This is a genomic window from Anaerotruncus colihominis, assembly GCF_010206195.1.
Lineage (GTDB): Bacteria > Bacillota > Clostridia > Oscillospirales > Ruminococcaceae > Anaerotruncus > Anaerotruncus colihominis_A.
This window is the reverse complement of sequence record NZ_VIQT01000009.1, coordinates 76,537-99,849: the sequence shown is the minus strand read 5'-3', so window position 1 is coordinate 99,849 and position 23,313 is coordinate 76,537. Positions and strand designations below refer to the sequence as shown.

General features: G+C 54.3%; 19 protein-coding genes. 1 reads left to right on the top strand and 18 read right to left on the bottom strand.

Features of this window, described 5'->3' with window-relative positions:
- Positions 1-67: 67 nt before the first annotated feature.
- The 12 genes from ileS to miaB all read right to left on the bottom strand — a co-directional run bounded on the left by ileS (position 68) and on the right by miaB (position 14,884).
- Positions 68-2,872 (bottom strand): isoleucine--tRNA ligase, encoded by a 2,805-nt coding sequence (gene ileS / locus FMM72_RS04620; protein ID WP_160208334.1) that lies wholly within the window; start codon positions 2,870-2,872, stop codon positions 68-70.
- Between the two features lie 67 nt (positions 2,873-2,939).
- Positions 2,940-3,761 (bottom strand): DivIVA domain-containing protein, encoded by an 822-nt coding sequence (locus FMM72_RS04615; protein WP_162220745.1) that lies wholly within the window; start codon positions 3,759-3,761, stop codon positions 2,940-2,942.
- Positions 3,762-3,810: 49 nt separating this feature from the next.
- The gene (locus tag FMM72_RS04610) at positions 3,811-4,572 is read right to left on the bottom strand and encodes an RNA-binding protein (RefSeq protein ID WP_160208332.1); all 762 of its coding nucleotides are present in this window, start codon (positions 4,570-4,572) and stop codon (positions 3,811-3,813) included.
- Complete coding sequence (locus FMM72_RS04605) at positions 4,572-5,018, bottom strand: cell division protein SepF (RefSeq protein ID WP_257431904.1); 447 nt, start codon at positions 5,016-5,018, stop codon at positions 4,572-4,574. The genes FMM72_RS04610 and FMM72_RS04605 overlap by 1 nt, the downstream gene beginning before the upstream one ends.
- Positions 5,019-5,036: 18 nt before the next feature.
- Entirely contained in the window at positions 5,037-5,765 is a 729-nt protein-coding gene (locus tag FMM72_RS04600; protein WP_162220744.1) for a YggS family pyridoxal phosphate-dependent enzyme, read from the bottom strand.
- Positions 5,743-6,978, bottom strand: a complete 1,236-nt coding sequence (locus FMM72_RS04595; protein ID WP_162220743.1) for an HlyD family efflux transporter periplasmic adaptor subunit — start codon at positions 6,976-6,978, stop codon at positions 5,743-5,745. Before FMM72_RS04595 ends, FMM72_RS04600 begins: the two co-directional genes overlap by 23 nt.
- 9 nt (positions 6,979-6,987) lie before the next feature.
- A complete protein-coding gene (hfq, locus tag FMM72_RS04590; RefSeq protein ID WP_160208329.1) occupies positions 6,988-7,233 on the bottom strand; it encodes an RNA chaperone Hfq in 246 nt (81 codons plus the stop codon).
- Between the two features lie 88 nt (positions 7,234-7,321).
- Positions 7,322-8,275, bottom strand: coding sequence for a tRNA (adenosine(37)-N6)-dimethylallyltransferase MiaA (miaA, locus tag FMM72_RS04585; RefSeq protein WP_162220742.1), 954 nt, complete (start codon positions 8,273-8,275; stop codon positions 7,322-7,324).
- 3 nt (positions 8,276-8,278) lie between these two features.
- A complete protein-coding gene (gene mutL, locus FMM72_RS04580) occupies positions 8,279-10,354 on the bottom strand; it encodes a DNA mismatch repair endonuclease MutL (RefSeq protein ID WP_162220741.1) in 2,076 nt (691 codons plus the stop codon).
- 22 nt (positions 10,355-10,376) lie between these two features.
- The gene (mutS, locus tag FMM72_RS04575; protein ID WP_160208494.1) at positions 10,377-12,980 is read right to left on the bottom strand and encodes a DNA mismatch repair protein MutS; all 2,604 of its coding nucleotides are present in this window, start codon (positions 12,978-12,980) and stop codon (positions 10,377-10,379) included.
- Between the two features lie 74 nt (positions 12,981-13,054).
- Positions 13,055-13,459: a YlbF family regulator gene (locus tag FMM72_RS04570; protein ID WP_160208326.1), complete on the bottom strand. Its 405-nt coding sequence runs from the start codon at positions 13,457-13,459 to the stop codon at positions 13,055-13,057.
- A gap of 51 nt (positions 13,460-13,510) precedes the next feature.
- Positions 13,511-14,884: a tRNA (N6-isopentenyl adenosine(37)-C2)-methylthiotransferase MiaB gene (gene miaB, locus FMM72_RS04565; protein ID WP_160208492.1), complete on the bottom strand. Its 1,374-nt coding sequence runs from the start codon at positions 14,882-14,884 to the stop codon at positions 13,511-13,513.
- A 382-nt stretch (positions 14,885-15,266) separates the two neighbouring features.
- Here miaB and FMM72_RS04560 point away from each other — a divergent pair, with 382 nt between their 5' ends.
- Positions 15,267-15,881, top strand: coding sequence for a hypothetical protein (locus tag FMM72_RS04560; RefSeq protein ID WP_162220740.1), 615 nt, complete (start codon positions 15,267-15,269; stop codon positions 15,879-15,881).
- Positions 15,882-15,954: 73 nt separating this feature from the next.
- Here FMM72_RS04560 and FMM72_RS04555 read toward each other — a convergent pair whose 3' ends face one another.
- The 6 genes from FMM72_RS04555 to FMM72_RS04530 all read right to left on the bottom strand — a co-directional run bounded on the left by FMM72_RS04555 (position 15,955) and on the right by FMM72_RS04530 (position 23,206).
- Positions 15,955-17,157 (bottom strand): FprA family A-type flavoprotein, encoded by a 1,203-nt coding sequence (locus tag FMM72_RS04555; protein ID WP_180322879.1) that lies wholly within the window; start codon positions 17,155-17,157, stop codon positions 15,955-15,957.
- 72 nt (positions 17,158-17,229) lie between these two features.
- Positions 17,230-17,391 carry a rubredoxin gene (locus FMM72_RS04550; protein WP_160208323.1) on the bottom strand — a complete coding sequence of 54 codons (162 nt, stop codon included), beginning with the start codon at positions 17,389-17,391 and terminating at the stop codon, positions 17,230-17,232.
- A 94-nt stretch (positions 17,392-17,485) separates the two neighbouring features.
- Complete coding sequence (gene uvrA / locus FMM72_RS04545) at positions 17,486-20,302, bottom strand: excinuclease ABC subunit UvrA (RefSeq protein WP_162220739.1); 2,817 nt, start codon at positions 20,300-20,302, stop codon at positions 17,486-17,488.
- A gap of 21 nt (positions 20,303-20,323) precedes the next feature.
- Positions 20,324-22,315: an excinuclease ABC subunit UvrB gene (gene uvrB, locus FMM72_RS04540; RefSeq protein WP_160208321.1), complete on the bottom strand. Its 1,992-nt coding sequence runs from the start codon at positions 22,313-22,315 to the stop codon at positions 20,324-20,326.
- A gap of 320 nt (positions 22,316-22,635) precedes the next feature.
- Positions 22,636-22,842, bottom strand: a complete 207-nt coding sequence (locus FMM72_RS04535; protein WP_160208320.1) for a hypothetical protein — start codon at positions 22,840-22,842, stop codon at positions 22,636-22,638.
- A gap of 31 nt (positions 22,843-22,873) precedes the next feature.
- Positions 22,874-23,206, bottom strand: coding sequence for a TfoX/Sxy family DNA transformation protein (locus FMM72_RS04530; RefSeq protein ID WP_243157729.1), 333 nt, complete (start codon positions 23,204-23,206; stop codon positions 22,874-22,876).
- Positions 23,207-23,313: the final 107 nt, after the last annotated feature.

The window sequence follows — 23,313 nt, the reverse complement described above, 5'->3', positions numbered from 1 at the left end:
ACCACCTATTCCGATAAAAAACTGCGGCGCTTAAACCTTCATTAAGCGCCGCAGACAATTTTGTCTATTAGCCGATGATCTGTGCGCAGCGGGCGCAAAGCGTCGGATGCCGCGCGTCCTTGCCGACCGTGTCGCTGTACACCCAGCAGCGTGGACAATGCCCGCCGTCAGCATGTGCAATCTCAATTGTAAGGCCGGGCAGGAACGGAACCGTTCCCTGGTATGAACCAGTCCCCTCCGCTGTAACCTCCACCTGAGAGACGATAAACACGGTTGCCAGTTCGTCCAATGTCAGGCCGATCTGCTCCGCAAGGTTGCCGTCAAAATGCAGCACGACCTTTGCCTCGAGCGATTTACCGATCGTTTTGGCATTGCGGGCAGCCTCAAGCGCCTTGAGCACATCGTCACGCAACATGTGGATGCGGTCCCATTTCTCCATGAACGTCTTGTCTGAAATCCCTTCGATGACCTTTGGCATCTCGTTGAACATCACGGACGCACCGTCATATCGGCTGTCGTCAGGCATAAAGCTCCAAATCTCCTCCGCTGTGAATGGAATGATCGGAGCAAACAGCAGCGTCATACCGCGCAGGATTGTATAGATTGTGCTCTGCGCCGCGCGGCGGTCGGCTGAATCGGGGGCCTCAACATACAGGCGGTCCTTGATAACGTCAAGATAGAAGTTGGACATATCGATCGTGCAGAAATTATGGAGCGCATGATAAATGATGTGGAATTCGAAACGGTCATACGCTTCTGAAACCGTCTTGACAAGCTCATTGAAACGTGTGAGCGCCCATTTATCAAGTCCCGCCAGCCGGTCGAAGGGAACCGCATCTTTGTCGGGCGTAAAATCAGAAATATTTCCCAGGATATAGCGCGCGGTATTGCGGATTTTACGGTATACCTCGGAAAGCTGCTTGAGAATGTCCTTCGAAATACGGATATCAGCGTGATAATCAGCCGAAGCGACCCACAGGCGCAGAATATCCGCCCCATACTGATCGGTGATTTCGGAAGGCTCCATGCCGTTTCCAAGGCTCTTGGACATCTTGCGCCCCTCGCCGTCGACAACCCATCCATGCGTGCAGACCGCCTTATACGGCGCGACGCCCTTCCAGGCGATCGAAGTCAGCAGAGATGATTGGAACCATCCGCGGTATTGGTCGGTACCTTCAAGGTAGAGGTCGACCGGCCACTTCAAATCAGGATTGTCATGAATAACGGACGCATAAGACGTACCGGAATCAAACCAAACGTCCATAATATCTGTTTCTTTGACAAATTGCGTACAACCGCAGGCGGCGCATTTTGTGCCGGCGGGCAGAATATCCGCCGCGTCGGTCGTATACCAGGCGTCGGAACCCTTTTCCCTGAACAGCGCCGCGACAGCCCCAATACTGGCCTCGTTTACATGGTATTTTCCACACTGCTTACAGTAGAAAATCGGAATTGGCACGCCCCAGGTACGCTGACGCGAAATGCACCAGTCGCTGCGGTCACGCACCATATTGATCATACGGCCGCGGCCCCACTCAGGAACAAACGCAACCTTTTCGATCTCGGATACAGTCTGTTCCTTGATGTCGTCGACGGAACAGAACCACTGCTCTGTCGCGCGGTAGATGATCGGGTCCTTGCAGCGCCAACAATGCGGGTACTGGTGGACAATCTTTTCGATGGCAAACAGATTCCCGGTCGATTCCAGCTTCTTGACGATCGCAACATTCGCATCGTCCGTCGAAAGGCTGGCAAATTCTCCAGCCAATTCGGTCAACTTGCCGAATTTGTCGACCGGCACGACAACCTGAATCTCCGGATAATGCTGCGCGCAGACATCAAAGTCCTCAACGCCGTGTCCGGGCGCGGTATGGACGCAGCCCGTGCCGCTCTCCAACGTGACATGGTCGCCAAGAATGACAGGCGACTGCCGGTCAAGAAACGGATGCTGGTAGGTGATGTATTCCAGCTCCTCGCCAAGACAGGAGCCAAGAATTTCGTAATCGGCGATACCGGCGGCCTTCATCGAAGCCTCGACAAGCTCCTTGGCCATCACATAATATTCGCCGTTTGCAGAGACCACACAATATTCAAACGCCGGCCCGACGCAGATAGCCATATTGCCCGGCAAAGTCCAGGTCGTCGTCGTCCAGATGACGACAAACGTTTTGGAAAGATCCTTCGCGCCAAGGCGCTCCAAAATGCCATCCTTGTCGTCGGTCACATTGAACTTGACATAGATGGAATTGCACTTGTCCTCATTATATTCGATTTCCGCCTCAGCCAGCGCCGTTTCACAGGTCGGGCACCAGTATACAGGCTTCAACCCTTTATAAATATACCCCTTATTGGCCATCGCGCCAAAAATTTCAACCTGACGCGCCTCGTATTCCGGTTTGAGCGTCAGATATGGATGCTCATAATCGGCAATGGTACCGAGACGTTTGAACTGCTCCTTCTGATTCTCAACGAAACGCAGCGCAAAATCATGGCAGACCTTTCGCAGCTCAATCGGGGCGATATCGCTGGAAACACCGATCTCCTTGAGCGCTTTCAGCTCAATCGGAAGGCCGTGTGTATCCCATCCCGGCGTATACGGCGCTTTGAATCCGGAAAGATTTTTCTGGCGGACAATGATATCCTTGAGCACCTTATTCAGCGCCGTACCAAGATGAATATTGGCATTTGCATATGGCGGGCCGTCGTGGAACATGTAAAGCGGCTTGCTTTCGTTTTTCTCAAGCATGCGCTCATACAGATGTTCTTCGTCCCATTTTTTCACCATAACGGGTTCCTTCTGGGGAAGCCCCGCACGCATTGAAAAATCAGTTTTTGGCAAGTTCAGCGTTTTGCTGTAATCCATTTCGGACATTGGACAGATCTCTCCTTGTTTGTCTATTGTCACTGATCACGCCGGCTATGCAGACTGGGCTGTATTCTCAACGTCTGCGCTTTCCGTCGTTTCGTTTCAGGTCAAATTCACGGCCAAATTTCAGCGGTCCAAAGCGTGATTCACGTCTGGCCGGCTCCTCCGGCTCGCCGTCGGGAATATACTCATCCGTCTCCTCATATTGGAAACTGTCCTCCTCGCTGTAGGTCAGAGGAGGCAATTCATCTTCCGCCGGCGGATAACCATCCTCCTGCGCAGGAAGGTCGGCCAGGCCGTCCGGATTTTCCGGCGAATCCGCCGGAAAATCGCCGGCGTCTTCCATCTCTGTCTGCTCAGGTACGGACTCAGACGGCTCGTCAGACTCAGCGGGCGCCTCCGGCGGTTTGGGCTGCGTTTTTTTCATCGCGGGGTTCACAACGTTTTCATCCACCGGAATGGACGCGATCAATTCAAGATGCTGCTTATACGCAAGCTGGAGCTTACTTTTGAACGTTGCGACCTCCCGCTGCATACGCACAAAGCCCGCCTGCTGCCGTTCAATTTCCATTTTGGCGTCTTCCACAATCATATTGGCGCGCGCTTCGGCATCCTCCAGAATATCCCTGGCCTTTGCCTTAGCGTCGCGCACAACGCTGTCTCCCAGCTTCTGCGCGCCAAGCAGTGCAGAGCGCAGGCTTTCCTCGTCATCCTTATATTCTTCCAGCTTGTCCGCCAGAACGATCAGCTTTTTTTCCAGTTCCTGCTTTTCCTCCAGAAGGTCGTTCATGCTGTCGGCAACCTGAGCAAGGTAATTATCCACCTCGTCCGCGCGATATTTTTGCCCCATTACTTTGTCAAATCTTTTATTGGCAATCTCGTTTGGATTCAGCACGCTCAAACATCCTCCTTATCTATTGGAACGGTTCGTCAAACGAATCCGATCAGACATATTTTCTGCAAAGGATATGCAGGCGGCCCTTCTTCGTCGATGATAATACCTGTGCAAACAGGTATTTTCCATATCCCCGAATGCTGAAAACGTCGCCCTCACAGAGCAAACCAGACGTTTGTACCAGCACAGAGCCGTTGACAACCACCAACTGCGAACGGATTGCCTGCGCCGCCTTTTCGCGGGAAAGCCCAGCGACGGCAGCAACCATACAATCAAGACGCAGCGACGTAACAATCAGCGGCAGATCCGCATACCTGTGCAGCGCGGGCAGAGCCTCCGGCATTCCCTCACGCACATGCACACCGCAGCGCCCTACCTTTTTCAGTTCATTTAAGATCACCGGCGCAACCGCGGATGAAACAAAGCAAACGGCGTATTCCTCACCTACCAGAATATCGCCGAGCGCCTCGCGTCCAATTGCAAGCCCGGTCAGCGAGCCAAGCAGATCGCGGTGCCCCGGCGTATCCTGCGCGCGGTATCCGATGGTCACTGGGACAATTGGGAACGCCGCTTCATCCGGTTGTTCATACGGCGCGAACGCGCCGAGCATCACACGCTCCGCGCCCGGATAGCCGCCGAAAAACAAGTGTTCCGCGCCGCTCCCCGCGGCGGATACACATCCGCGCGCCAGCACAAGCTGGCGCGCGTCGAGAAATCCGGAGAATCGCGCCGTATAGCTTTTCCGGGCAATCTCCAAAAGGTCACAGATATGCGCGGCGAACGCCTGCTCCTTCTTATCCGCCAAAGCCATCAGAAGAATACGCCGCTGCTTTCAAGCTCGTCAAGCAAATCGCCCATGATATCAACATTATACGGTGTGATAATATAGGTGCTGTTCGCCACACGCTTGATCTGTCCGTTATTTGCATACGCGACGCCCGACAGGAAATCGATCAGGCGCCGTGAAACATCCTTGTTGGTCGATTCAAGATTCAACACGACTGTACGCTTGTCGTTGAGATGATCGGCAACGGCGGAGGCGTCCTCAAAGCGTTCTGGTTTGACAAGCACGACCTGTAGCTGTGTGGTCGCATGGATATTAACCACCTTGTTCCCGCGTTTTTCGGAATGGGACGGCGGGTCCTCGCGCAAATCTCCGCGGCCATTGTCGCTGGAGATAAAGTCGACATCCTCGTCGTCATAATACTCATCCTCCGGGATCCCGATAAAGTTTTTGAACTTATCCATGATTCCCACTGAAACACCCCCTCTGATTCACTTGGCCGGGCCATAATCCCTATGCCCGAACAGCCTGGTGCCAAGACGGACCAGGTTGGAACCGTGCTTGATTGCCAGCAGATAGTCGTCGGACATGCCCATAGACAAGAAATCCATATTGATATTATCTAATTTTTTGTCCCTAATGTCAACAAATAGTTTATGCATGCCGGAAAAATAACGCTCTTTTTCAGTGTCAGTGCCGCTCACAGGCGGGATCGCCATCAGTCCACGCACACAAATCCGTCCAAAACCGGATAATCCTCCCAAAAAATCAGGCAGCAGGTCGGGAGCTACACCTGATTTTGACAATTCACTTCCAATATTTACTTCCACCAGGCAGTCCATTTTTTTGTCGTGCTTTTCACATTGACGCTCAATCTCCTGTGCGAGCGCCACACTGTCAAGCGATTGAATCATTGTAACCTTATCGACGATCTGACGAACCTTGTTTGTTTGCAGATGTCCAATGAAATGAATATCTACGCCGTCCTTTTCATAATCATCATACTTGGCCAACAGCTCCTGCGCCCGGTTTTCGCCAAGCAATCGCACACCGGCATGAATCGCCTCATTCACACGCTGTGCCTCGACCGTTTTTGTCACAGCCATCAGCTGCACATCCGAAACGTCGCGGCCGCATGACGCACATGTTTTTGCAATGCTGTCCAGGATTTGTTCGACTGTCTGTGCGATACCAGAATTATTTGAGTGGTTTCCCATCATAAAGCTGCGCCCCCCCGATAATAACTTCGTCAAACTGCTGCAATCCATTCGCGCCTTCCGGGGTGTTCGTGTCCATTTCAAGGCAAATTACAAACCCCGGCGATTCATACAGGATTGTAATAGGCCGAAACTGCATTGTTTCTCCGCGTGAAACATAGACGCCCTTCTGGATTCCTTCGTAACGGATCGCCGAGCTGCTGACACGCAGCCCTGAAATCGATTTAAACTTCACGTCGGCCTGTGTAAAGCGCAGGTTGACAAGCGATTCATTGATGTAGTCGCAGCGGAAAATCACCGCCGCGCCGCCGTTGTCCCTGTCCTCGTTGACGCTGTAAACGACCGCTGGAACAGGCTGTGTCCCCGACAAATGAAAATCCAGCGTGACGGAAGCGCCCTCCTTATAAAGAGACGCGTCCTCCTCGGGAACTGTTGCAGCGTAATACCAGCGGTGGCCAAGCATCACCTTGCCTACATAGTCTGATTCAGACTGTACCGGCTGTGCGAGCATCTCGTCGACCTGCGCCCGTGTCAGGTCGGGGATCTCCTTATAGGGAACTTTTCCCTCAAAGCCGTCAATGGTCCGGATAAAATAGCCGGGCTGCGGCGCAGTGATCCGCCGCGGGTCGCGGCTGATCTGATTGGACAAATAGCGTTCCTCGGCCTTGAGCTGGTTAATCGTCTCCTGAAAATCAGACTGCCGCCCCGTAGCGATCTGTTTGGTGTTCATAAGCAGTAGCAGGTTGTCCGCGTTTTCCGCCGCCCCTGCCATCAATCCTGATTCCACGGAACCAATGATTGTGTCCAGCTCACTGAAAATCTGCCGGTTGAGTACATCCGTATGCGCAAACGAGGTAGTACCCGGATCCTGCGCCCTCTCAAGCTGCGCGCGCTTTTTTTCGAGCGCGCGCAGCTGTTCAATATTCCGGGCGTCCTCCTTATTGCGGTAAACCTCAGCAATTACGGTCCCGCCCGCAACCTTTGCACCGTCGCCCACAAGGTAGGAAGCGACGCCGCTTCCCATGCTGTTGTCGAGCAGAACCTCGTTGCGCAGGACGACGCCGTTTACACTCGTTGTCTCCGTAACTGTATAGGTAAACGCTGTTTCTGTTTTATAAGCGGGCGTCACATAGCGCCAGATCTGATATCCCACATACACCAGCAGGAATACCATTACCAACGCCACGACAAGCCGCTGCGTCAATGTGCTTTTCATAACCCGCCGCTACGCTTCATCCTGGTCGTCCTCAACAGTTTCCAGGATACTGATCGCCTTGGACGGGCTGATCGTGGAGATTGCGTGCTTATAAACAAGGTTCTGTCTTCCTTCACAGTCGAGGATGACCGTATAGGAATCAAACCCGCGCACAATCCCCTTGAACTGAAACCCATTGGTCAGGTAAATCGTCACTGTGAGCTTTTCACGGCGGGCCTGATTGAGAAAGACATCCTGCAAATTGAGCTGCTTCATAGTTACCTCCCTGCTGCGGCGCAGCATCGGACCGCCTGGCTCTGCCGCCAAGACCGCCCCTTCACCTTTTTTGTAATGTCTAATTATATCACAGAATTCCGCTCTTGTGAACCACGCAAACCGCCTTTTCGGTTAATTCCCGCAGCGATTCGCTCTTATCAACCATCAGCCAGATAATGCGCTCATCGCGCCGGAACCACGAAAGCTGCCGCTTTGCGTAGCGCCGTGTCGATTGCTTAAGCCGGTTTACGCATTCCTCCAGCGGCGCGCCCCCGTCCAGGTGCGGGAGTAGCTCCTTGTACCCGATCGCCTGGAGCGCCGTCCCGCGGCACGCAAAACTAATCGCGCGCGCCTCGTCAAGCAGTCCGCGCTCCATCATCAGGTCGACGCGCCGGTTGACTCGGTCATACAGCATAGCGCGATCGGTGAAATTCAACCCGATCATACAGACGTCATAACGCGCAGGCGTCTGACGTGAACGGCGCTGATGCTCGCTCATCGGCACGCCCGTCACGCGATAGACCTCCAAAGCGCGCAGAATACGTCCCAGATTGTTCGGATGCAGCGCGGCCGCAAGCTCAGGATCGACAGCGCGCAACAGGGAGAGCATATACGCATTCCCGTGCGCTTCGGCCAGCGCGTGCAGCCCGGCGCGGATCGATTCATCGCTTCGGATATTTGAAAAATCAATATTGTCAATGACCGCGTCAATATAAAGCCCTGTGCCGCCCGCCAGAATCGGCACGCGCCCGCGCGCTGCGATATCCGCAATGGCGGCGTGCGCGCGCCGCGCATACTGCGCGACGGAAAACGCCGCGCCATCCGGTTCGATCAGATCGATCAGATGATGCGGCACACCCTTTTTCTCCGCCTCGTCCGGCTTTGCCGTGGCAATATCCATCCGTTTATAGACCTGCATTGAATCAGCCGAAACAACCTCCCCGCCAAAATAAAGCGCCAGCTCGACCGCGAGCGCCGTCTTTCCGGAGGCCGTTGGACCCACCACCGCAATCAGCGGTTGTTTTTTTAATGTTTCATTCATTGTTCATCCAAGCCTGCCAAATTTTTTCTCGATCTCATGCCGCAACATACGGATGGCGACCGGACGCCCATGCGGGCAGTGATCCGCGTCGCCGTCGGCACGCAGCAACTCCACAAGCTGCCGCAGTGTCGGAGCGGCCGTCCGGTCGTGCGCCTTGATCGCCGAGCGGCACGCCATTGTGTGGTAAAGCTCCTCAAGCACATGCGGCGTCAGGCGCTCGTTTGCGTGCAGCAATTTCTGCGCGCACTCTGTGACAATCGCCGCCAGATCCGCACCCGCCAGCACAGGAGCCGCCTCGCGTACAACGACGAACCCGTCTCCAAAGTCCTCAATTCCCACGCCCGCACGCGCCAAAAGCTGTGCATTTTCCAGTACGGCGGCGTGCTCCTCAGGGGACAGGCGCACCGAAACAGGCGTCAGAAGAAACTGCCGTTCCTCCCCTGGCCCCTCCTCGACCAGGCGATTATAAAGCAGCCGTTCATGCGCCGCGTGCTTATCAATTAAAATCATTTCCGCATTGTTTTCCAATACAATATATGTCCCAAACAATTCGCCGATCAACGCGGCGTTTTCATATGGATCGTCCGCCGCGCAGGCGGTCTGTATCCGTGCGGAAAGTTCCAATTCCGCCCCTGCGGACACAGCCGGCAAATCCCGCGGCGGTTCCTTTGCCAATACCGGCAGGGCCCGGGCGGCAATCGCCGCAGGACGCGCGGCCGCATACGAATCGGCGTATGGATTCGCGCTTGAAACGGACTGTCCGTCCCCTTCATCATCCGGCTCGTCAAATACAATATCAATCGCACGGCGGGGGAGAATGCGCGCCTGCGGCGACTGAACCGGCGGCGCGGCGACGGTATCCGGCGCGTTTAAAGCGCGCCTATCCTCCTTCCCATGCACAGCCGGTTTTGACGCGCGCATCTGTTCCCAATATTGCTCTGCGCTCACGCGCGCGGGCTGTTCATCCGGCACGCCGGCCTGTATCCGATACTGCGCGGCGCTCATACGCTGCTGCTTCGGTGCCTGCGGATCGGTTTGAGCGGCAAACGGATTATACCGCAGCTCATCCGCCTTGATCTCCGGCGCGAGACGATGCGCACCCAGCGCCGTCTTGCAGCCGTAATACACCAAGTCGAACACGCTTTTTTCATTCGCAAAGCGCACCTCGGTTTTTGCCGGGTGCACATTGACGTCGACGGTCTGCGGCGGAATTGTCAAATTAAGTACGCATGACGGGAAGCGCCCGGCCATCAGCATATTGCGGTAAGCTTCCTCGAGCGCGGCCATGCATGTTTTAGAGCGCACAAAGCGGGTATTGATAAAAAAATTCTGAAGCGTGCGCGAACCGCGCGCAAACGACGGCTTGCTGATCAGCCCTTTCAGCGCCAGGCCCTCCAGCTCATATGAAACCGGGATCGTCTGTTCCGCAAATTCACGTCCAAGCACACAGCGCGCCGCGGCGACTAACTGGCCCCCGCCAGGCGTTTGCAGACGCACCGCGCCGTCGCGTATGAACTTAAATGAAATTTGGGGATTGGCCAGCGCCTCTTTTTCCACGACGGCCGCCACGCTGTTGCCCTCCGAAAGATCCTTTTTGAGAAATTTCATGCGCGCGGGCGTGTTATAGAACACATCGCGCACGCTGATCGTCGTACCGACGGGACAGCCCGCGTCGGCAAGCTCTCCAGGCTCGCCGCCGGCAATTGTATACCGCGTTCCTTCGAGCTCGTCAACCGTGCGCGTGAGCACCTCAACCCGGCACATCGCCGCGATCGACGCGAGCGCCTCGCCGCGAAAGCCCATCGTTGTGATATTCCCCAAATCCTCCTGTACACGCACCTTGCTTGTTGCATGGCGCAAAAAAGCGTTTTTGACATCTTCGCGCAGGATGCCGCCGCCGTTGTCCGTCACACGGATATAACGCACGCCGCCGCCCTGGATTTCCACCGTGACCTTTGTCGCCCCGGCATCGACGGCATTCTCGACCAGCTCCTTGACAATCGACGCAGGGCGCTCCACCACCTCGCCGGCCGCGATCAGCTCCGCGACCTGCCGATCCAGCACATTGATTCTCGCCATACGTCGTCACCTGCCCTTTCAATCAATCTTTCAAAAGCGTTTTCAATTCATACAGCTTATTCATCGCCTCAATCGGCGTCAGCGTGTTGACATCGATTGCACGCAGCGCCGCTTCAATCTCCGGGGCGGCGGCCGATCCAAACGTCATCTGCGGCGCGGTTTCCTCCTGCTTTTGCCGCGCCGCGCGGGCGGGCGCAACCTCACGCCCCTGCTCAAGCTGTTCGAGCACCTGACGCGCACGGCGGATGATCCACTCCGGCACGCCAGCCAGCTTCGACACCTCGATGCCGTAGCTGTCGTCCGCGCCGCCCGGCACGATCCGCCGCAGAAAAATCAGCTCATCGCCGCGCTTTTTACACGCGATATTGTAATTTTTCACATTGGAAAGCGTGTCCTCCAACGCGGTCAGTTCATGATAATGCGTCGCGAACAGCGTCTTTGCGCCGATACGCTTTTTATCCGCGATATATTCCAGCACGGCGCGCGCGATGCTCATACCGTCAAAAGTCGACGTGCCGCGCCCGATCTCATCAAGGATCAGCAGGCTTTTGGACGTGGCATGCTTCATAATCTGCGCCACCTCGGTCATCTCGACCATAAAGGTTGACTGCCCGGAGGCCAGGTCGTCCGAAGCGCCCACGCGCGTGTATATGCCGTCGACAACGCCGATACAGGCCGACGCCGCTGGAACAAAGCTTCCGATCTGCGCCATAAGCACGATCAGAGCCGTCTGGCGCATATACGTCGATTTTCCGGCCATATTCGGACCGGTGATAATTGCGATCTGATTTTCACCGCAATCAAGCGTCGTGTCGTTCGCTACAAACGGCGCGCCGTCTATAAGCTGCTCGACGACGGGATGGCGGCCGTCGCGGATTGTAATTCCATCCGATAGGCCCACATCCGGCCGGCAGTAGCCGTTCGCACTCGCCACGGCCGCCAGTGAGCAGTAAACATCGAGACGCGCCACGGCCGACGCGGTCGTCTGTACACGGTGAAGCTGCGCTGAAACAGCGGCGCGCACAGCCTCGAACATCTCGTTTTCCAGCGTCGCAATACGCTCGCCCGCCGAAAGGATCTTCTCCTCAAGCTGCTTTAGCTCCTGTGTGATATACCGCTCACAGTTGGCGAGCGTTTGTTTGCGGATATATGTATCGGGCACCAGCCCAAGGTTCGACTTTGAAACCTCTATGTAATAACCGAATACACGGTTGTATCCGATTTTCATATTCTTGATGCCGGTTTTTTCCTTCTCCTGCGTCTCGATGCCGACAAGCAGCTTTTTCGAATTGTGAATGAGCGCGCGCAGCTCGTCGAGCGCGGGGCTGTATCCCTCCCGGATCACGCCGCCGTCCTTAACCGCCGCAGGCGGTTCGTCAACGATTGCGCGCGCCAGCAGGTCCGATATATCCTCCAACGGGTCGAGCGCGTCGCGCGCCTCACAGAGATATGCGCTCGCACAGCCCTCCATACGCGCTTTGAGCGCCGGCATTTTGCGGCACGCGCCTTCAAGGGCCTTATATTCGCGCGGCGACGCGCTGCCATAGATGATACGGGTCATCAACCGTTCCAGATCAAATACGCCGGACAGCGAATCGATCAGGTCGCAGCGCAGCATCGTATCGGAAAAAAGCTCCTCCACAGCGTTGAGCCGTTTGTTGATGATAGCCGGATTAACAAGCGGCTTGTCAAGCCAGGCGCGCATCAGCCGCTTTCCCATTGCCGTTTTCGTCCGGTCAAGCACCCACAGCAGCGTGCCGCGCTTTTCGCCTGTGCGCATCGTCTGCGTCAGCTCCAGATTGCGCCGCGCCGTCAAATCGAGCGCCATCGACTGCTCCGGATTTACATACGCTACGTCGGTGATGCGTTCAAGACCCTTCTGCTGCGTCTCATAAAGATACGCAAGCAGCGCGCCGAGCGCGCGTGCCGCGAGCGGCCGGTCTTCAAGCCCGAGCGCGCCGGACGGTTTCGAAAAGTGCCGGGCGATCAGATCACCGGCAGCCTGCGGATCGAACCGGCCGCTGTCGCACAGGTCAGCGACACAATGCAGCTTTTTCTGAATAAATTCGGTCACAGCCGTCTGGTCAAGGATTCCCTCATTAAAAATGATTTCGCTCGGGCAATAGCGCCCAAGCTCATTTACGACTTCCCCCTGCGCGTCCGCGGCAAACTGTGAAACAAAGAGCTGCCCGGTCGAACTGTCGGCGCACGCAAGCCCCCATCCCTGATCGAACAGGATACAGGCGATATAGTTGTTCGCATCCTCGGAGAGCATGTTGCTCTCAATCAGCGTCCCCGGCGTGACGACACGGATCACGCTGCGTTTGACAACGCCCTTGGCGTCGGCCGGGTTCTCCATCTGCTCGCAGATCGCGACCTTATAGCCCTTTTTGATCAGGCGTGCAATATATGTTTCACACGCATGAAACGGCACGCCACACATCGGCGCGCGCTCCTCCTGTCCGCAGTCGCGTCCTGTCAGCGTCAATTCCAGCTCGCGCGACGCTAAAACCGCGTCGTCATAAAACATCTCGTAAAAATCGCCAAGGCGGAAAAACACAATGTGATCCTTGTGGTTCTCCTTCACGGCAAAATACTGCTGCATCATCGGGGAAAGCTTTTGCATGTCAATTTTCATCCTGGGCGACCTCCGGAGACGTTATAAAGGATAGCGCGCAATAAGGGGCTAAGGGGCTGCCGTCAGCCGCAGCCGGAGCACGATGAGCAGCTTCCGGAGCAGCCGGACTGCTTTTCGATCAGGTCCGGATCCTCGCCGTTGATGCTCCCGCGCAGAATCTGCATAACAAAGTCAACCGTATCGTCAAATTCTGTTTTTGCCTCATTGTAAGCGGCCATATTCTCATTGGCCATAATCTGTCCATAAATCGCGCGGACCTCCTCATTGAGCGCAGTCACGCGCGCCTGGTCCTTGTCCGTCTTGTTCAGCTCCGTGTTCAAATTGATGCGCGCAAGGTTAAACTTGCCGATCAGCGCCTGAAGCGCCTCATCTGCATCGTTCTGCTGCTGCGCCACCATCAGGCGCAGATATCCTTCGTCCTGTTGAAGCGCCTTGCCAAGCTGCCTTGCCATTGTGATTACATCCATTTTCTGTTCCTCCTGTATTGATGCGTCCGCCCATAAAGTTCCGGACGCTTTTTATTCCTCTTTGAGCCGCCCAAACAGCGCCCAGTTTTGCGCACGCTCGATCGTTACATCAACAAAGCTGCCGGTCATCGCGCGCGGAGCTGTAAATTCGACGATGTCGTTTCCCTGTGTGCGGCCTGTCAGCCAGCCGTCGCCGCTGCGCCCTTCGCCCTCCGCCAATACGCGCAGGGTCGTACCGACGGCGTCCGCCTGTATCTCGCCGCGGATGTCCGATTCAGCGTCGAGCAGTTCGCGCAGCCACAGGGATTTGTCCGCAGCGGGCGTTGGGTCCTCCATCCCTGCGGCTTTCGTACCGGGCCGCGGAGAATAAATAAACGTATAAAGGGCGTTAAAGCGCACGCGCCTGACAAGCTCCAAAGTCTGTTCAAAATCAGCGCGCGTTTCACCGGGAAAGCCGACAATAATATCGCTTGAAAATGTAACGCCCGGAATCTGCGCGCGCGCATAGTCGATCAATTCCAGATAATGCGCAGCCGTATAATGCCGGTTCATCGCCGCCAGCACACGGTCGCTGCCGCTCTGTACCGGCAGGTGGATATGGCGGCAGACCTTATCGCACGCGGCGATTGTGTCGATCAGCTCATGCGTGCAGTCCTTCGGATGGCTTGTCATGAACCGAATCCAAAAATCACCCTCGACCGCATTGATGCGCCGCAGCAGCGCAGCGAAATTGACCGGTTCCGAAAGCCCCTTGCCATAAGAATTGACGTTCTGCCCAAGCAGCAGCAGTTCGCGGTAGCCCTGTCCGACGAGCGTTTGCGCCTCGTCGAGCACATCCTGAGGATTCCGGCTGCGCTCACGGCCGCGCACATACGGCACGATGCAGTATGTGCAGAAGTTATCGCAGCCATACATCACCGGCAGATTTGCTTTGATTGACCCGGAGCGGCGCAGCGGAACGCCCTCGATAATCTCCCCATGCGCATTTTCGGTGGAAAACTGGCGGTTTTCTCCCGAAAGGCGCCGGTAAAGCAGCTCCGGAAGCGTATGCAGGGCGTGCGTGCCGAACACCAGATCGACATATGGATAGCTTTTTTTGATTTTGTCCGCCACGGCCTGTTGCTGCATCATGCAGCCGCACAGCCCGACCAGCATACCTGCGCGCCGCTTCTTGGCCGATTTGAGCGCGCCGACGTTGCCGAATACGCGGTCCTCAGCATTTTCGCGCACGGCGCAGGTGTTATAGATGACCAGATCAGCTTGTTCCGGCGCATCGGTGAAGCCATATCCCATCTGCGCAAGCATACCGGCAATTTTCTCACCGTCGCTCTGATTCTGCTGGCATCCGAACGAATGGACATAGGCCATTGGCGGATGGTCGTAACGCGCGGCCAGCAAATCGCGGACCTGCCGGCTGTATTCCATCTGCTGTGAGAGCGCCGGCGACAAATTCTGCTGTGGCAAAACGCGTCCTCTCCTCTTTTCATGTTATAATCAGTTTATCTTACCATTTTTGCCGGCAAAAAGCAAGGCGCTCCGACAGAGCCCCCATTCCCCTGAAATGATAACCTATGAAACGAACCGCCGCAACGTGTTGGCGGATGAGCGGAATGCGTATCCGCAACCTTCGACACAAAGGGAACCAGCATATTGAAGCGGACCGGAGTTTGTGATAAAATAATCGCAGAGCGATTCTTTTATTTTTTATGGCAATCACAATAAATCGCAAGGGGTGGTTTTTCATATGTCTGTTATGCGTGTGCGCGTATCCTTCAGTATGTTTGTATCCAACATCCTGGGGTTTGTGATGGCAGTTCCGCTCTCCCTCCTCGCCGGCTTTCTGGCCAGCCCGATACTTTACGAATACCAGATGGCCCGGGTGGATATCGGACCGGGCAGCGTTGGTACCGAGGCCCTTTTGGACACTCCCGCCGCCGCTTCCATCGCCGATATGGAACAAATGGAGTATTTTACAATCGAAGTCAAGCGCGATTTCATGAGTGCCAGCTCCCATAGGGCACTGAAATGGAACGATAAAACATATTACACCATCGATCTGCCAAGCGGCGAACGGGTCGCCGCTTTGATTAATTTCAAAGCGGCGACGAAGATGGCCTATACTGATTCGCGCCCCCTTGCTCCCGACACGCTGCTGCCTATTGGGCAGTGGGTGGAATGGAAACACCCCAGCTCGGACGAAAAGTCCTACCAAAACTACTATGACGGCCTCTACATGGATTTTTCCCATTATGTTGACATGAGCGGTGATCCTGGCAGTCTGCCGACCAAATCTCATGCGTTTGGTCAGGTGATGACTGTCGTATTTTTAATTCTGTACATTTTCTTTTGGTGGCTGAGTTATCGTATCGGCGTAAAAAAGGGACTTTTGAAGCCGGATCCTCCCCTTTTTAAGGGCAAATAGGCTCGATCTGCTCCGCCAACCATCCAATAGAATGGCCAAGCCCCGCTGCAATTTAACACAGCGGGGCTTTTTTTCATGCAAGCGATGCGCCAAACTCTGTTCCGAGCGCTTTCGCTTTTTCAAGGTCTGCGGCGGACGGAACAAAGCAGACCTTGAGTCCGTCGCCAAACACTTTCATTTTGAGTCCGGTCAGCCGCGCCTGAAGATTCGGCACCGCTTCGCCGCTCCAGCCGTAGGAGCCGAAAACGAGGACAGGCTTTTTCTTGTTGTTGATCGCATCGACATGCGACAGCAGCATCCATGCCGGCGGAACCGCCTCGCCGTTAATCGTCGGGCTGCCGAGCGCAAACGCATCCGAGCTGTTCAGGCGCGCGGCCATCTCGCCCATATCATAGTCGATGATATCAAATGTCTCGACATCGGCTTCCGGCCGTGCCGCCAGAATGCCGTCGCGGATCGCGGCGGCAATTTTGCGGGTGTTGCCGTAAGCGGAAGTATAAAAAACCGGCACGGTCAGCCGTGTATTCTTTTGCGGCTGGCTCCACTCGGCATATTTTTCAAGCACATAGTCCAGGCGGCAGCCCTTTGTGATGACCGGCCCGTGGCTGTTGCAGACACGCTCAATCGGCAGACTCTTGATTTTCTCAAGGCCGGCGAGCACATAAGGTTTAAACGGACCAAAGATCGCGTCGTAATACCCCTTGAATGCAATTTCATATTTTGTGGGATAGGCCATGTTGTAGTCGAAGGTATACGGCTCGCAGTAATGCGCGCCAAGGAAATCGCAGCTGAACAGCGTCTTTTCTTCCTCGACCCATGTGAACATGGAATCAGGCCAATGTAAAAACGGCGCGTTGATAAAGCGCAGCGTCTTGCCGCCGATATCGATCACATCGCCGTCCATGGCCACCTGGACTTTCAAATCCGTGCGGTTCGTAATGTTTTTCAGATAGATCGAACCGGCCTTCGAAACGACGACTGTCGCGTTCGTCGCATAGTCAAGAAGCTGCGCCAGCGCACCGGAATGATCCGGCTCATTGTGATTGAGGACAATATAATCGATATCCTTCGGATCGATCACCTCGCGGATATTTGCAAGGTACTGCTCAAAATAGGTCCTGTGGCACGCCTCGATCAGAACGTTCTTTTCGCCTTTGAGCACATATGAATTATAAGTGGTTCCATAATCAGTCGACATGACAATGTCGAACACGCGCATATTCGGATTGAGAATCCCCACCGAATAAATGCTGTCTGTAACTTTCACTGCCGCCATTTCAAACGACCTCCTGTTAAAATGAGTTGTGACCATCCGGACTATCTCCGGGTGGTCACAAATTGCTGGTTCTTAGCCTTGGACTTCGAACATGTCCTTGCCTACGCCGCACTCCGGGCAAACAAAATCATCGGGAATGTCTTCCCACTTCGTTCCAGGAGCAATTCCTTCATCCGGAAGGCCCTTCTCCTCGTCGTACACGAATCCGCAAATGGTGCAAACATATTTTTTCATAATGCAGTCTCCCTTTCTGTTAATCTTTCTTCATCAATACTATACCATGATAGTATATCTTTGTAAAGGTTATTATTGCCGAATTTTGATAAATTTATAGCATTTTTTTAAGATATTTTCCCGTGTAAGACGCCTCTACCCGACAAATTTCTTCCGGCGTGCCCGCAGCCACCAGCGTGCCGCCGTTGTCTCCGCCCTCCGGACCGAGATCGATGATATAATCCGCCGTTTTAATGACCTCTAAATTATGCTCAATTGTAATAACCGTATTCCCCGCATCCACAAACGCCTGCAAAACATCGATCAGTTTGTGAACGTCAGCCGTGTGCAGGCCGGTTGTCGGCTCGTCAAGGATATAGACGGTGCGCCCTGTCGGCCGCTTTGAAAGCTCCGTAGCCAGCTTGACCCGCTGCGCCTCGCCTCCGGAAAGAGTCGTTGCCGGTTGTCCGACCTTGACATATCCAAGCCCTACGTCGTAAAGCGTCTGGAGCTTGCGCGCGATTTTCGGCACGTTTTTAAAAAACTCCAGCGCCTCCTCAACCGTCATCTCCAGAACGTCGTGGATCGATTTGCCCTTGTATTTGACCTCAAGCGTCTCGCGGTTGTAGCGCCGGCCCTTGCAGACCTCGCAGGGAACGAAAATATCGGGCAGAAAGTGCATTTCAATACGCACGATGCCGTCTCCCTCGCACGCCTCGCAGCGGCCGCCCTTGACATTGAAGGAAAATCGTCCCGACTTGTAGCCGCGCATTTTCGCATCGTTGGTCTGTGCGAAGATCTCGCGGATATCGGTAAACACGCCCGTATAGGTCGCCGGGTTGGAGCGCGGCGTGCGTCCGATCGGAGATTGGTTGATATCGATGACCTTATCGATCTGGTCGATCCCTTCAATGTCGATATGGTTACCGGGCTTGACGCGCGGATTCGTCAGGTCGCGCGTCAGACGCTTAAAGAGCACCTCGTTGATCAGCGAGCTTTTTCCGGAACCGGATACACCCGTCACAGCCGTGAATGCGCCGAGCGGTATCTCAACGTCGATCTCTTTGAGGTTGTTTTCCGCTGCTCCTACAATCTTTAAAAACTTGCCGTTGCCTGTCCGGCGTGTTTTTGGCACCTCAATGCGCCGCTTGCCTGAAAGATATTGGCCTGTTATGGAACGTTCACAGCCCTTGATTTCGTCGATTGTTCCGGCGCAGACAATCTCGCCGCCATGTACGCCCGCGCCCGGCCCGACATCGACGATATAATCGGAGGCGTACATCGTATCTTCGTCGTGCTCGACAACGATCAGTGTATTTCCCAGATCGCGCAGGCGCTTGAGCGTCGCGATCAGTTTATCATTGTCGCGCTGGTGCAGGCCGATCGACGGCTCGTCCAGAATATATAAAACGCCCATCAGGGACGAGCCGATCTGCGTCGCCAGACGGATGCGCTGGCTTTCCCCGCCCGAAAGCGTCCCGGCTGCGCGCGCCAGCGTCAGATATTCCAAACCAACGCTGCGCAAAAAACCGAGGCGCTCGCGGATCTCCTTGATAATCAGCTCTGAAATCATCCGCTCGCGCGGCGTCAGCTCAAGCCCCTCAAGAAACTCAAGCGCGCCGGCCACCGATTTCCTGCAAAATTCACTGATATTCAGCCCGCCCACGGTCACGGCCAATACCGTCTTGTTCAGCCTGTCGCCATGGCAGACAGGGCACTCAACGCTGCTCATCCAAGTCGAAAGCTCCTCGCGCATCCAGCTTGAATTTGTCTCCCGAAAACGGCGCTCCAAATTATTGACGATTCCCTCAAAATCGGTGTAGTAAGTCCCCTTTACGCTTCCGCCGTCACGATACATCTTAATTTTTTCGCCGTTCGTCCCGTAAAGCAAAATCTGGACAGCCTGTTTCGGCAGCTTGGAAACCGGCTCGTCGAGCGAAAATCCGTAGTGCTCGGCCAGACCCTCATAATACATCTGTGCAATACCGCCTTCGGAATAATACCAGCCGGATGCACGGATTGCGCCCTCCCGGATGGAAAGGCGCTTATTGGGGAGCACCAGGTCCGGATCGATCTTGAGAAACGTTCCTAATCCGGTACATTTGTCGCACGCGCCGTATGGGGCGTTGAACGAGAACATACGCGGGTTCAGTTCCTCGATGCTGATATCATGGTCGGGACACGCGTAATTTGAGGAAAAGGTCAGCTCCTCCCCGTCCGCGTCGACAACGGCGATCCCGCCTGTCAGACCGATCGCAGTCTCCAGCGAATCGGCCAGGCGCGACCGCACCTCTTCCTTGATGACAAGGCGGTCGACAACAATTTCAATCGTGTGTTTTTTGTTCTTTTCAAGCTTGATTTCCTCAGACAGATCGTACAGGTTCCCGTCAACGCGCACGCGCACATATCCCGAACGGCGCGCCGCATCAAATTCACGGACATGCTCACCCTTGCGCCCGCGCACCGTCGGCGCAAGAATCTGTACTCGCGTACCGGCCGGCAGCTCCATCACGCGGTCTACCATCTGGTCGACTGTCTGCTGTTCAATTGGCCTGCCGCAGACCGGACAATGCGGGATACCAATGCGTGCATAAAGCAGACGCAGATAATCATAAATCTCCGTGACGGTTCCAACCGTTGAGCGCGGATTTTTCGACGTTGTTTTCTGATCGATTGAAATGGCCGGCGAAAGGCCCTCGATCGAATCAACGTCGGGCTTCTCCATCTGGCCCAAAAACTGACGCGCATAGCTCGACAGGCTTTCAACATACCGCCGCTGGCCGTCCGCATAGATCGTATCAAACGCAAGCGAACTCTTTCCCGATCCCGAAAGTCCCGTAAAGACAATCAGCTTGTCCCGCGGAATATCGAGATCAATATTTTTCAGATTGTGCTCACGCGCGCCTTTGATTACAATTTTATCCAATGCCATAAATGTCCCCGTTCGTCTCCTTTACTTCGGCAGCCTGCTCGGACGATCATCCTCCGCTTTCAGCTTTTGAATTTTATCCCTCAGATATGCCGCATGTTCAAATTCCAAAATCTTCGCAGCATTTTTCATCTCAAGCGTCAGCTTCGCAATCAGCGCCTCTCGCTCCTTATGCGACAGCTTCTTTCCGCGCTTTTTCTTGGTATCGCGGTCGTCGCGCGCGGAGATTTCAAGGATATCGCGCACATCCTTTTTAATCGTCTGCGGCACAATCCCATGTTCCTGGTTGTAAGCAAGCTGAATTTCACGGCGGCGGTACGTTTCTGAGATCGCGCGCTCCATTGACTCGGTTACGCTGTCCGCATACATGATAACCTTTCCCTGTGCGTTGCGCGCCGCGCGGCCGATCGTTTGGACAAGCGACGTTTCGCTGCGCAGAAAACCCTCCTTGTCCGCGTCCAAAATGGCGACAAGCGACACCTCCGGAATATCAAGCCCTTCGCGCAGCAGGTTGATGCCAACAAGCGCGTCGAACTCACCGAGGCGCAGGTCGCGTATGATTTCCATACGCTCGATTGTGTCAATATCGTGATGCATATACCGGATACGCACGCCCATATTTTCCATATAGGCGGTCAAATCCTCGGCCATCTTCTTTGTCAGCGTCGTAATCAGTACGCGCTCTCCAACGGCCGCGCGCTGGTTGACCTCCGAGAGAAGGTCGTCGATCTGTCCCTCCACGGGCCGCACCTCGATCTCAGGATCGCACAACCCTGTCGGGCGGATGACCTGTTCAACAATCTGTGTGCTTTTTTCACGTTCTAACGCGCCCGGCGTGGCGCTGACAAATACAACCTGATTGAGCTTTGCATAAAATTCATCGAAGTTGAGCGGGCGGTTGTCAAGCGCTGAAGGCAACCGGAAACCATAATCGATCAGGCTGATTTTGCGGGAACGATCACCGCCGTACATTCCTCGCACCTGTGGGAGCGTGACGTGCGATTCATCAACAAACAGCACGAAGTCCTCCGGGAAATAGTCGAGCAGCGTATACGGCGTGCTGCCGGGAGCGCGTCCGGAGATGACCCGAGAATAGTTCTCGATGCCCTTGCAAAAACCAATCTCCTGCATCATCTCAATATCGTAGTTTGTCCGCTCAGCGATGCGCTGCGCCTCAATCAGTTTGCCGTTTTCCTTAAAATATGCCACGCGTTCGTCGGCCTCGCCCCGGATCTCCTCAATGGCGGCGCGCATCTTTTCCGGCGGCACGATGTAATGCGAGGCCGGGTAGATCGCAACATGCGTCACGACGTTTTTTACTTCGCCGGTCACAGTGTTGATCTCGGTGATACGGTCAATTTCATCTCCGAAAAATTCAATGCGCACAGCCGTGTCGCCCGAATAAACCGGAAAAATTTCAACAACGTCGCCGCGCACCCGGAACTTATTGCGCACAAAGTTGATGTCGTTTCGCTCATACTGAAGTTCCACCAGCTTTTTAATCAGCTCGTCGCGGTCCTTCTGCATCCCTGTCCGCAGCGACACGACCATATTTTTATAATCGATCGGGTCGCCGAGCGTATAAATACACGACACGCTCGCAACGATGATTACATCGCGCCGTTCCCCGAGCGCAGCGGTCGCCGAATGGCGCAGCTTTTCAATTTCGTCGTTGATCGCGGAATCCTTTTCGATATACGTGTCCGTATGCGCAATGTACGCCTCCGGCTGGTAGTAATCATAATAACTTACAAAGTATTCAACCGCGTTTTCAGGGAAAAATTCGCGGAATTCCGAACATAATTGAGCAGCCAAAGTCTTGTTGTGGGCGAGTATCAAAGTGGGCCTGTTTACCCTCTCAATGATGTTGGCCATGGTGAAGGTTTTACCTGAACCGGTGACGCCTAAAAGCGTCTGTTCATGCGCTCCCGCGAGGATTCCGCGGGTTAACGCCTCGATCGCTTCCGGCTGATCTCCGGTCGGTTTAAACGGCGACACAAGCTTGAATTTATCCACATATTTTCACCTCAATCCAGCGATGGTAATATTTTTAAAAACAAATTAGGCCACTAAGTTTTTTCCCCGGATAGACCCTAGGATTCACATTCCGGATAAATTAATATTATACTACACAAGACCTCTCCAAGCAATACCATGACCTTCCGTGCTTCTGTAGCCACCGCGATCTTTATTCCTCAGAGTTTCTACCTGTATAAAATTTACTGACAGTATTTTTATCAGCCTGAATTAGCAGATATGTGACGCATTGAGCAGAACCGACTGACTGATATTCGTGTTTGGTATTTGGTATATTGAGCCATGCTCTTTCCTCAAAATTAACCAAACGGCTTGCACTCTGCTCGTCTGTAAACTTCGGAAGGCTCTTTTTCATAAGCTCCTTGTTCTCTGTCAAAACAGATGTAATAGAACCTGGTATTGCTCGATTCATCATATGTGACTACATAGCTTGCCGCGAACACCAAGCAGACCAACTGCTCATCCGCGTTTTCCAGGAGAACATTTATCAAGGGGGATTTCATCATAGAGATGAAATCCCCCCCGGCAAACTGGAATTTATAGTTGCTTAAAATAAGCTTTCAATTCTGCTTTACAATTATCATCAAGCTGCTTAATTTCGACTCCACGGATAGCGGCTTCCAAGTGATAAAGGATGACAACACAAGTATTTGGATATAATTCTTTGAGCCGAAAAACAGCATGCTTACTGCCAAGTTTCGTTAATTCCTCAGCAGAATGAATACCAACTGAATGGAGTTTCTTTTCCATTGTTTTACCTAACCCTAAGGACGTAACTACTGACATATTTTCATCTCCCCCGCCGCTGGTTGACAAATCCCGATTTGTGAAATTGGCACGAGCCAAGTATACCACCATTGCAAGCAACATTCAACCCTCATTCTTGAGTGCTGATAGCAACAAACCATACCCTGATACCCAGAACAGCCTGTTAGTGGCCTACGGCCTATTTATCGGGGACGTTCATAGGCGAACAG

Bases quoted from the DNA above. Each gene is read 5' to 3' on its own strand.
- ileS (WP_160208334.1), bottom strand. From the start codon at position 2,872: ATGTCCGAAATGGATTACAGCAAAACGCTGAACTTGCCAAAAACTGAT.
- FMM72_RS04610 (WP_160208332.1), bottom strand. From the start codon at position 4,572: ATGGCTTTGGCGGATAAGAAGGAGCAGGCGTTCGCCGCGCATATCTGT.
- FMM72_RS04600 (WP_162220744.1), bottom strand. From the start codon at position 5,765: ATGATGGGAAACCACTCAAATAATTCTGGTATCGCACAGACAGTCGAA.
- FMM72_RS04595 (WP_162220743.1), bottom strand. From the start codon at position 6,978: ATGAAAAGCACATTGACGCAGCGGCTTGTCGTGGCGTTGGTAATGGTA.
- hfq (WP_160208329.1), bottom strand. From the start codon at position 7,233: ATGAAGCAGCTCAATTTGCAGGATGTCTTTCTCAATCAGGCCCGCCGT.
- miaA (WP_162220742.1), bottom strand. From the start codon at position 8,275: ATGAATGAAACATTAAAAAAACAACCGCTGATTGCGGTGGTGGGTCCA.
- mutL (WP_162220741.1), bottom strand. From the start codon at position 10,354: ATGGCGAGAATCAATGTGCTGGATCGGCAGGTCGCGGAGCTGATCGCG.
- mutS (WP_160208494.1), bottom strand. From the start codon at position 12,980: ATGCAAAAGCTTTCCCCGATGATGCAGCAGTATTTTGCCGTGAAGGAG.
- FMM72_RS04570 (WP_160208326.1), bottom strand. From the start codon at position 13,459: ATGGATGTAATCACAATGGCAAGGCAGCTTGGCAAGGCGCTTCAACAG.
- miaB (WP_160208492.1), bottom strand. From the start codon at position 14,884: ATGGAATACAGCCGGCAGGTCCGCGATTTGCTGGCCGCGCGTTACGAC.
- FMM72_RS04560 (WP_162220740.1), top strand. From the start codon at position 15,267: ATGGCAGTTCCGCTCTCCCTCCTCGCCGGCTTTCTGGCCAGCCCGATA.
- FMM72_RS04555 (WP_180322879.1), bottom strand. From the start codon at position 17,157: ATGGCGGCAGTGAAAGTTACAGACAGCATTTATTCGGTGGGGATTCTC.
- FMM72_RS04550 (WP_160208323.1), bottom strand. From the start codon at position 17,391: ATGAAAAAATATGTTTGCACCATTTGCGGATTCGTGTACGACGAGGAG.
- uvrA (WP_162220739.1), bottom strand. From the start codon at position 20,302: ATGGCATTGGATAAAATTGTAATCAAAGGCGCGCGTGAGCACAATCTG.
- FMM72_RS04535 (WP_160208320.1), bottom strand. From the start codon at position 22,842: ATGATGAAATCCCCCTTGATAAATGTTCTCCTGGAAAACGCGGATGAG.
- FMM72_RS04530 (WP_243157729.1), bottom strand. From the start codon at position 23,206: ATGTTGCTTGCAATGGTGGTATACTTGGCTCGTGCCAATTTCACAAAT.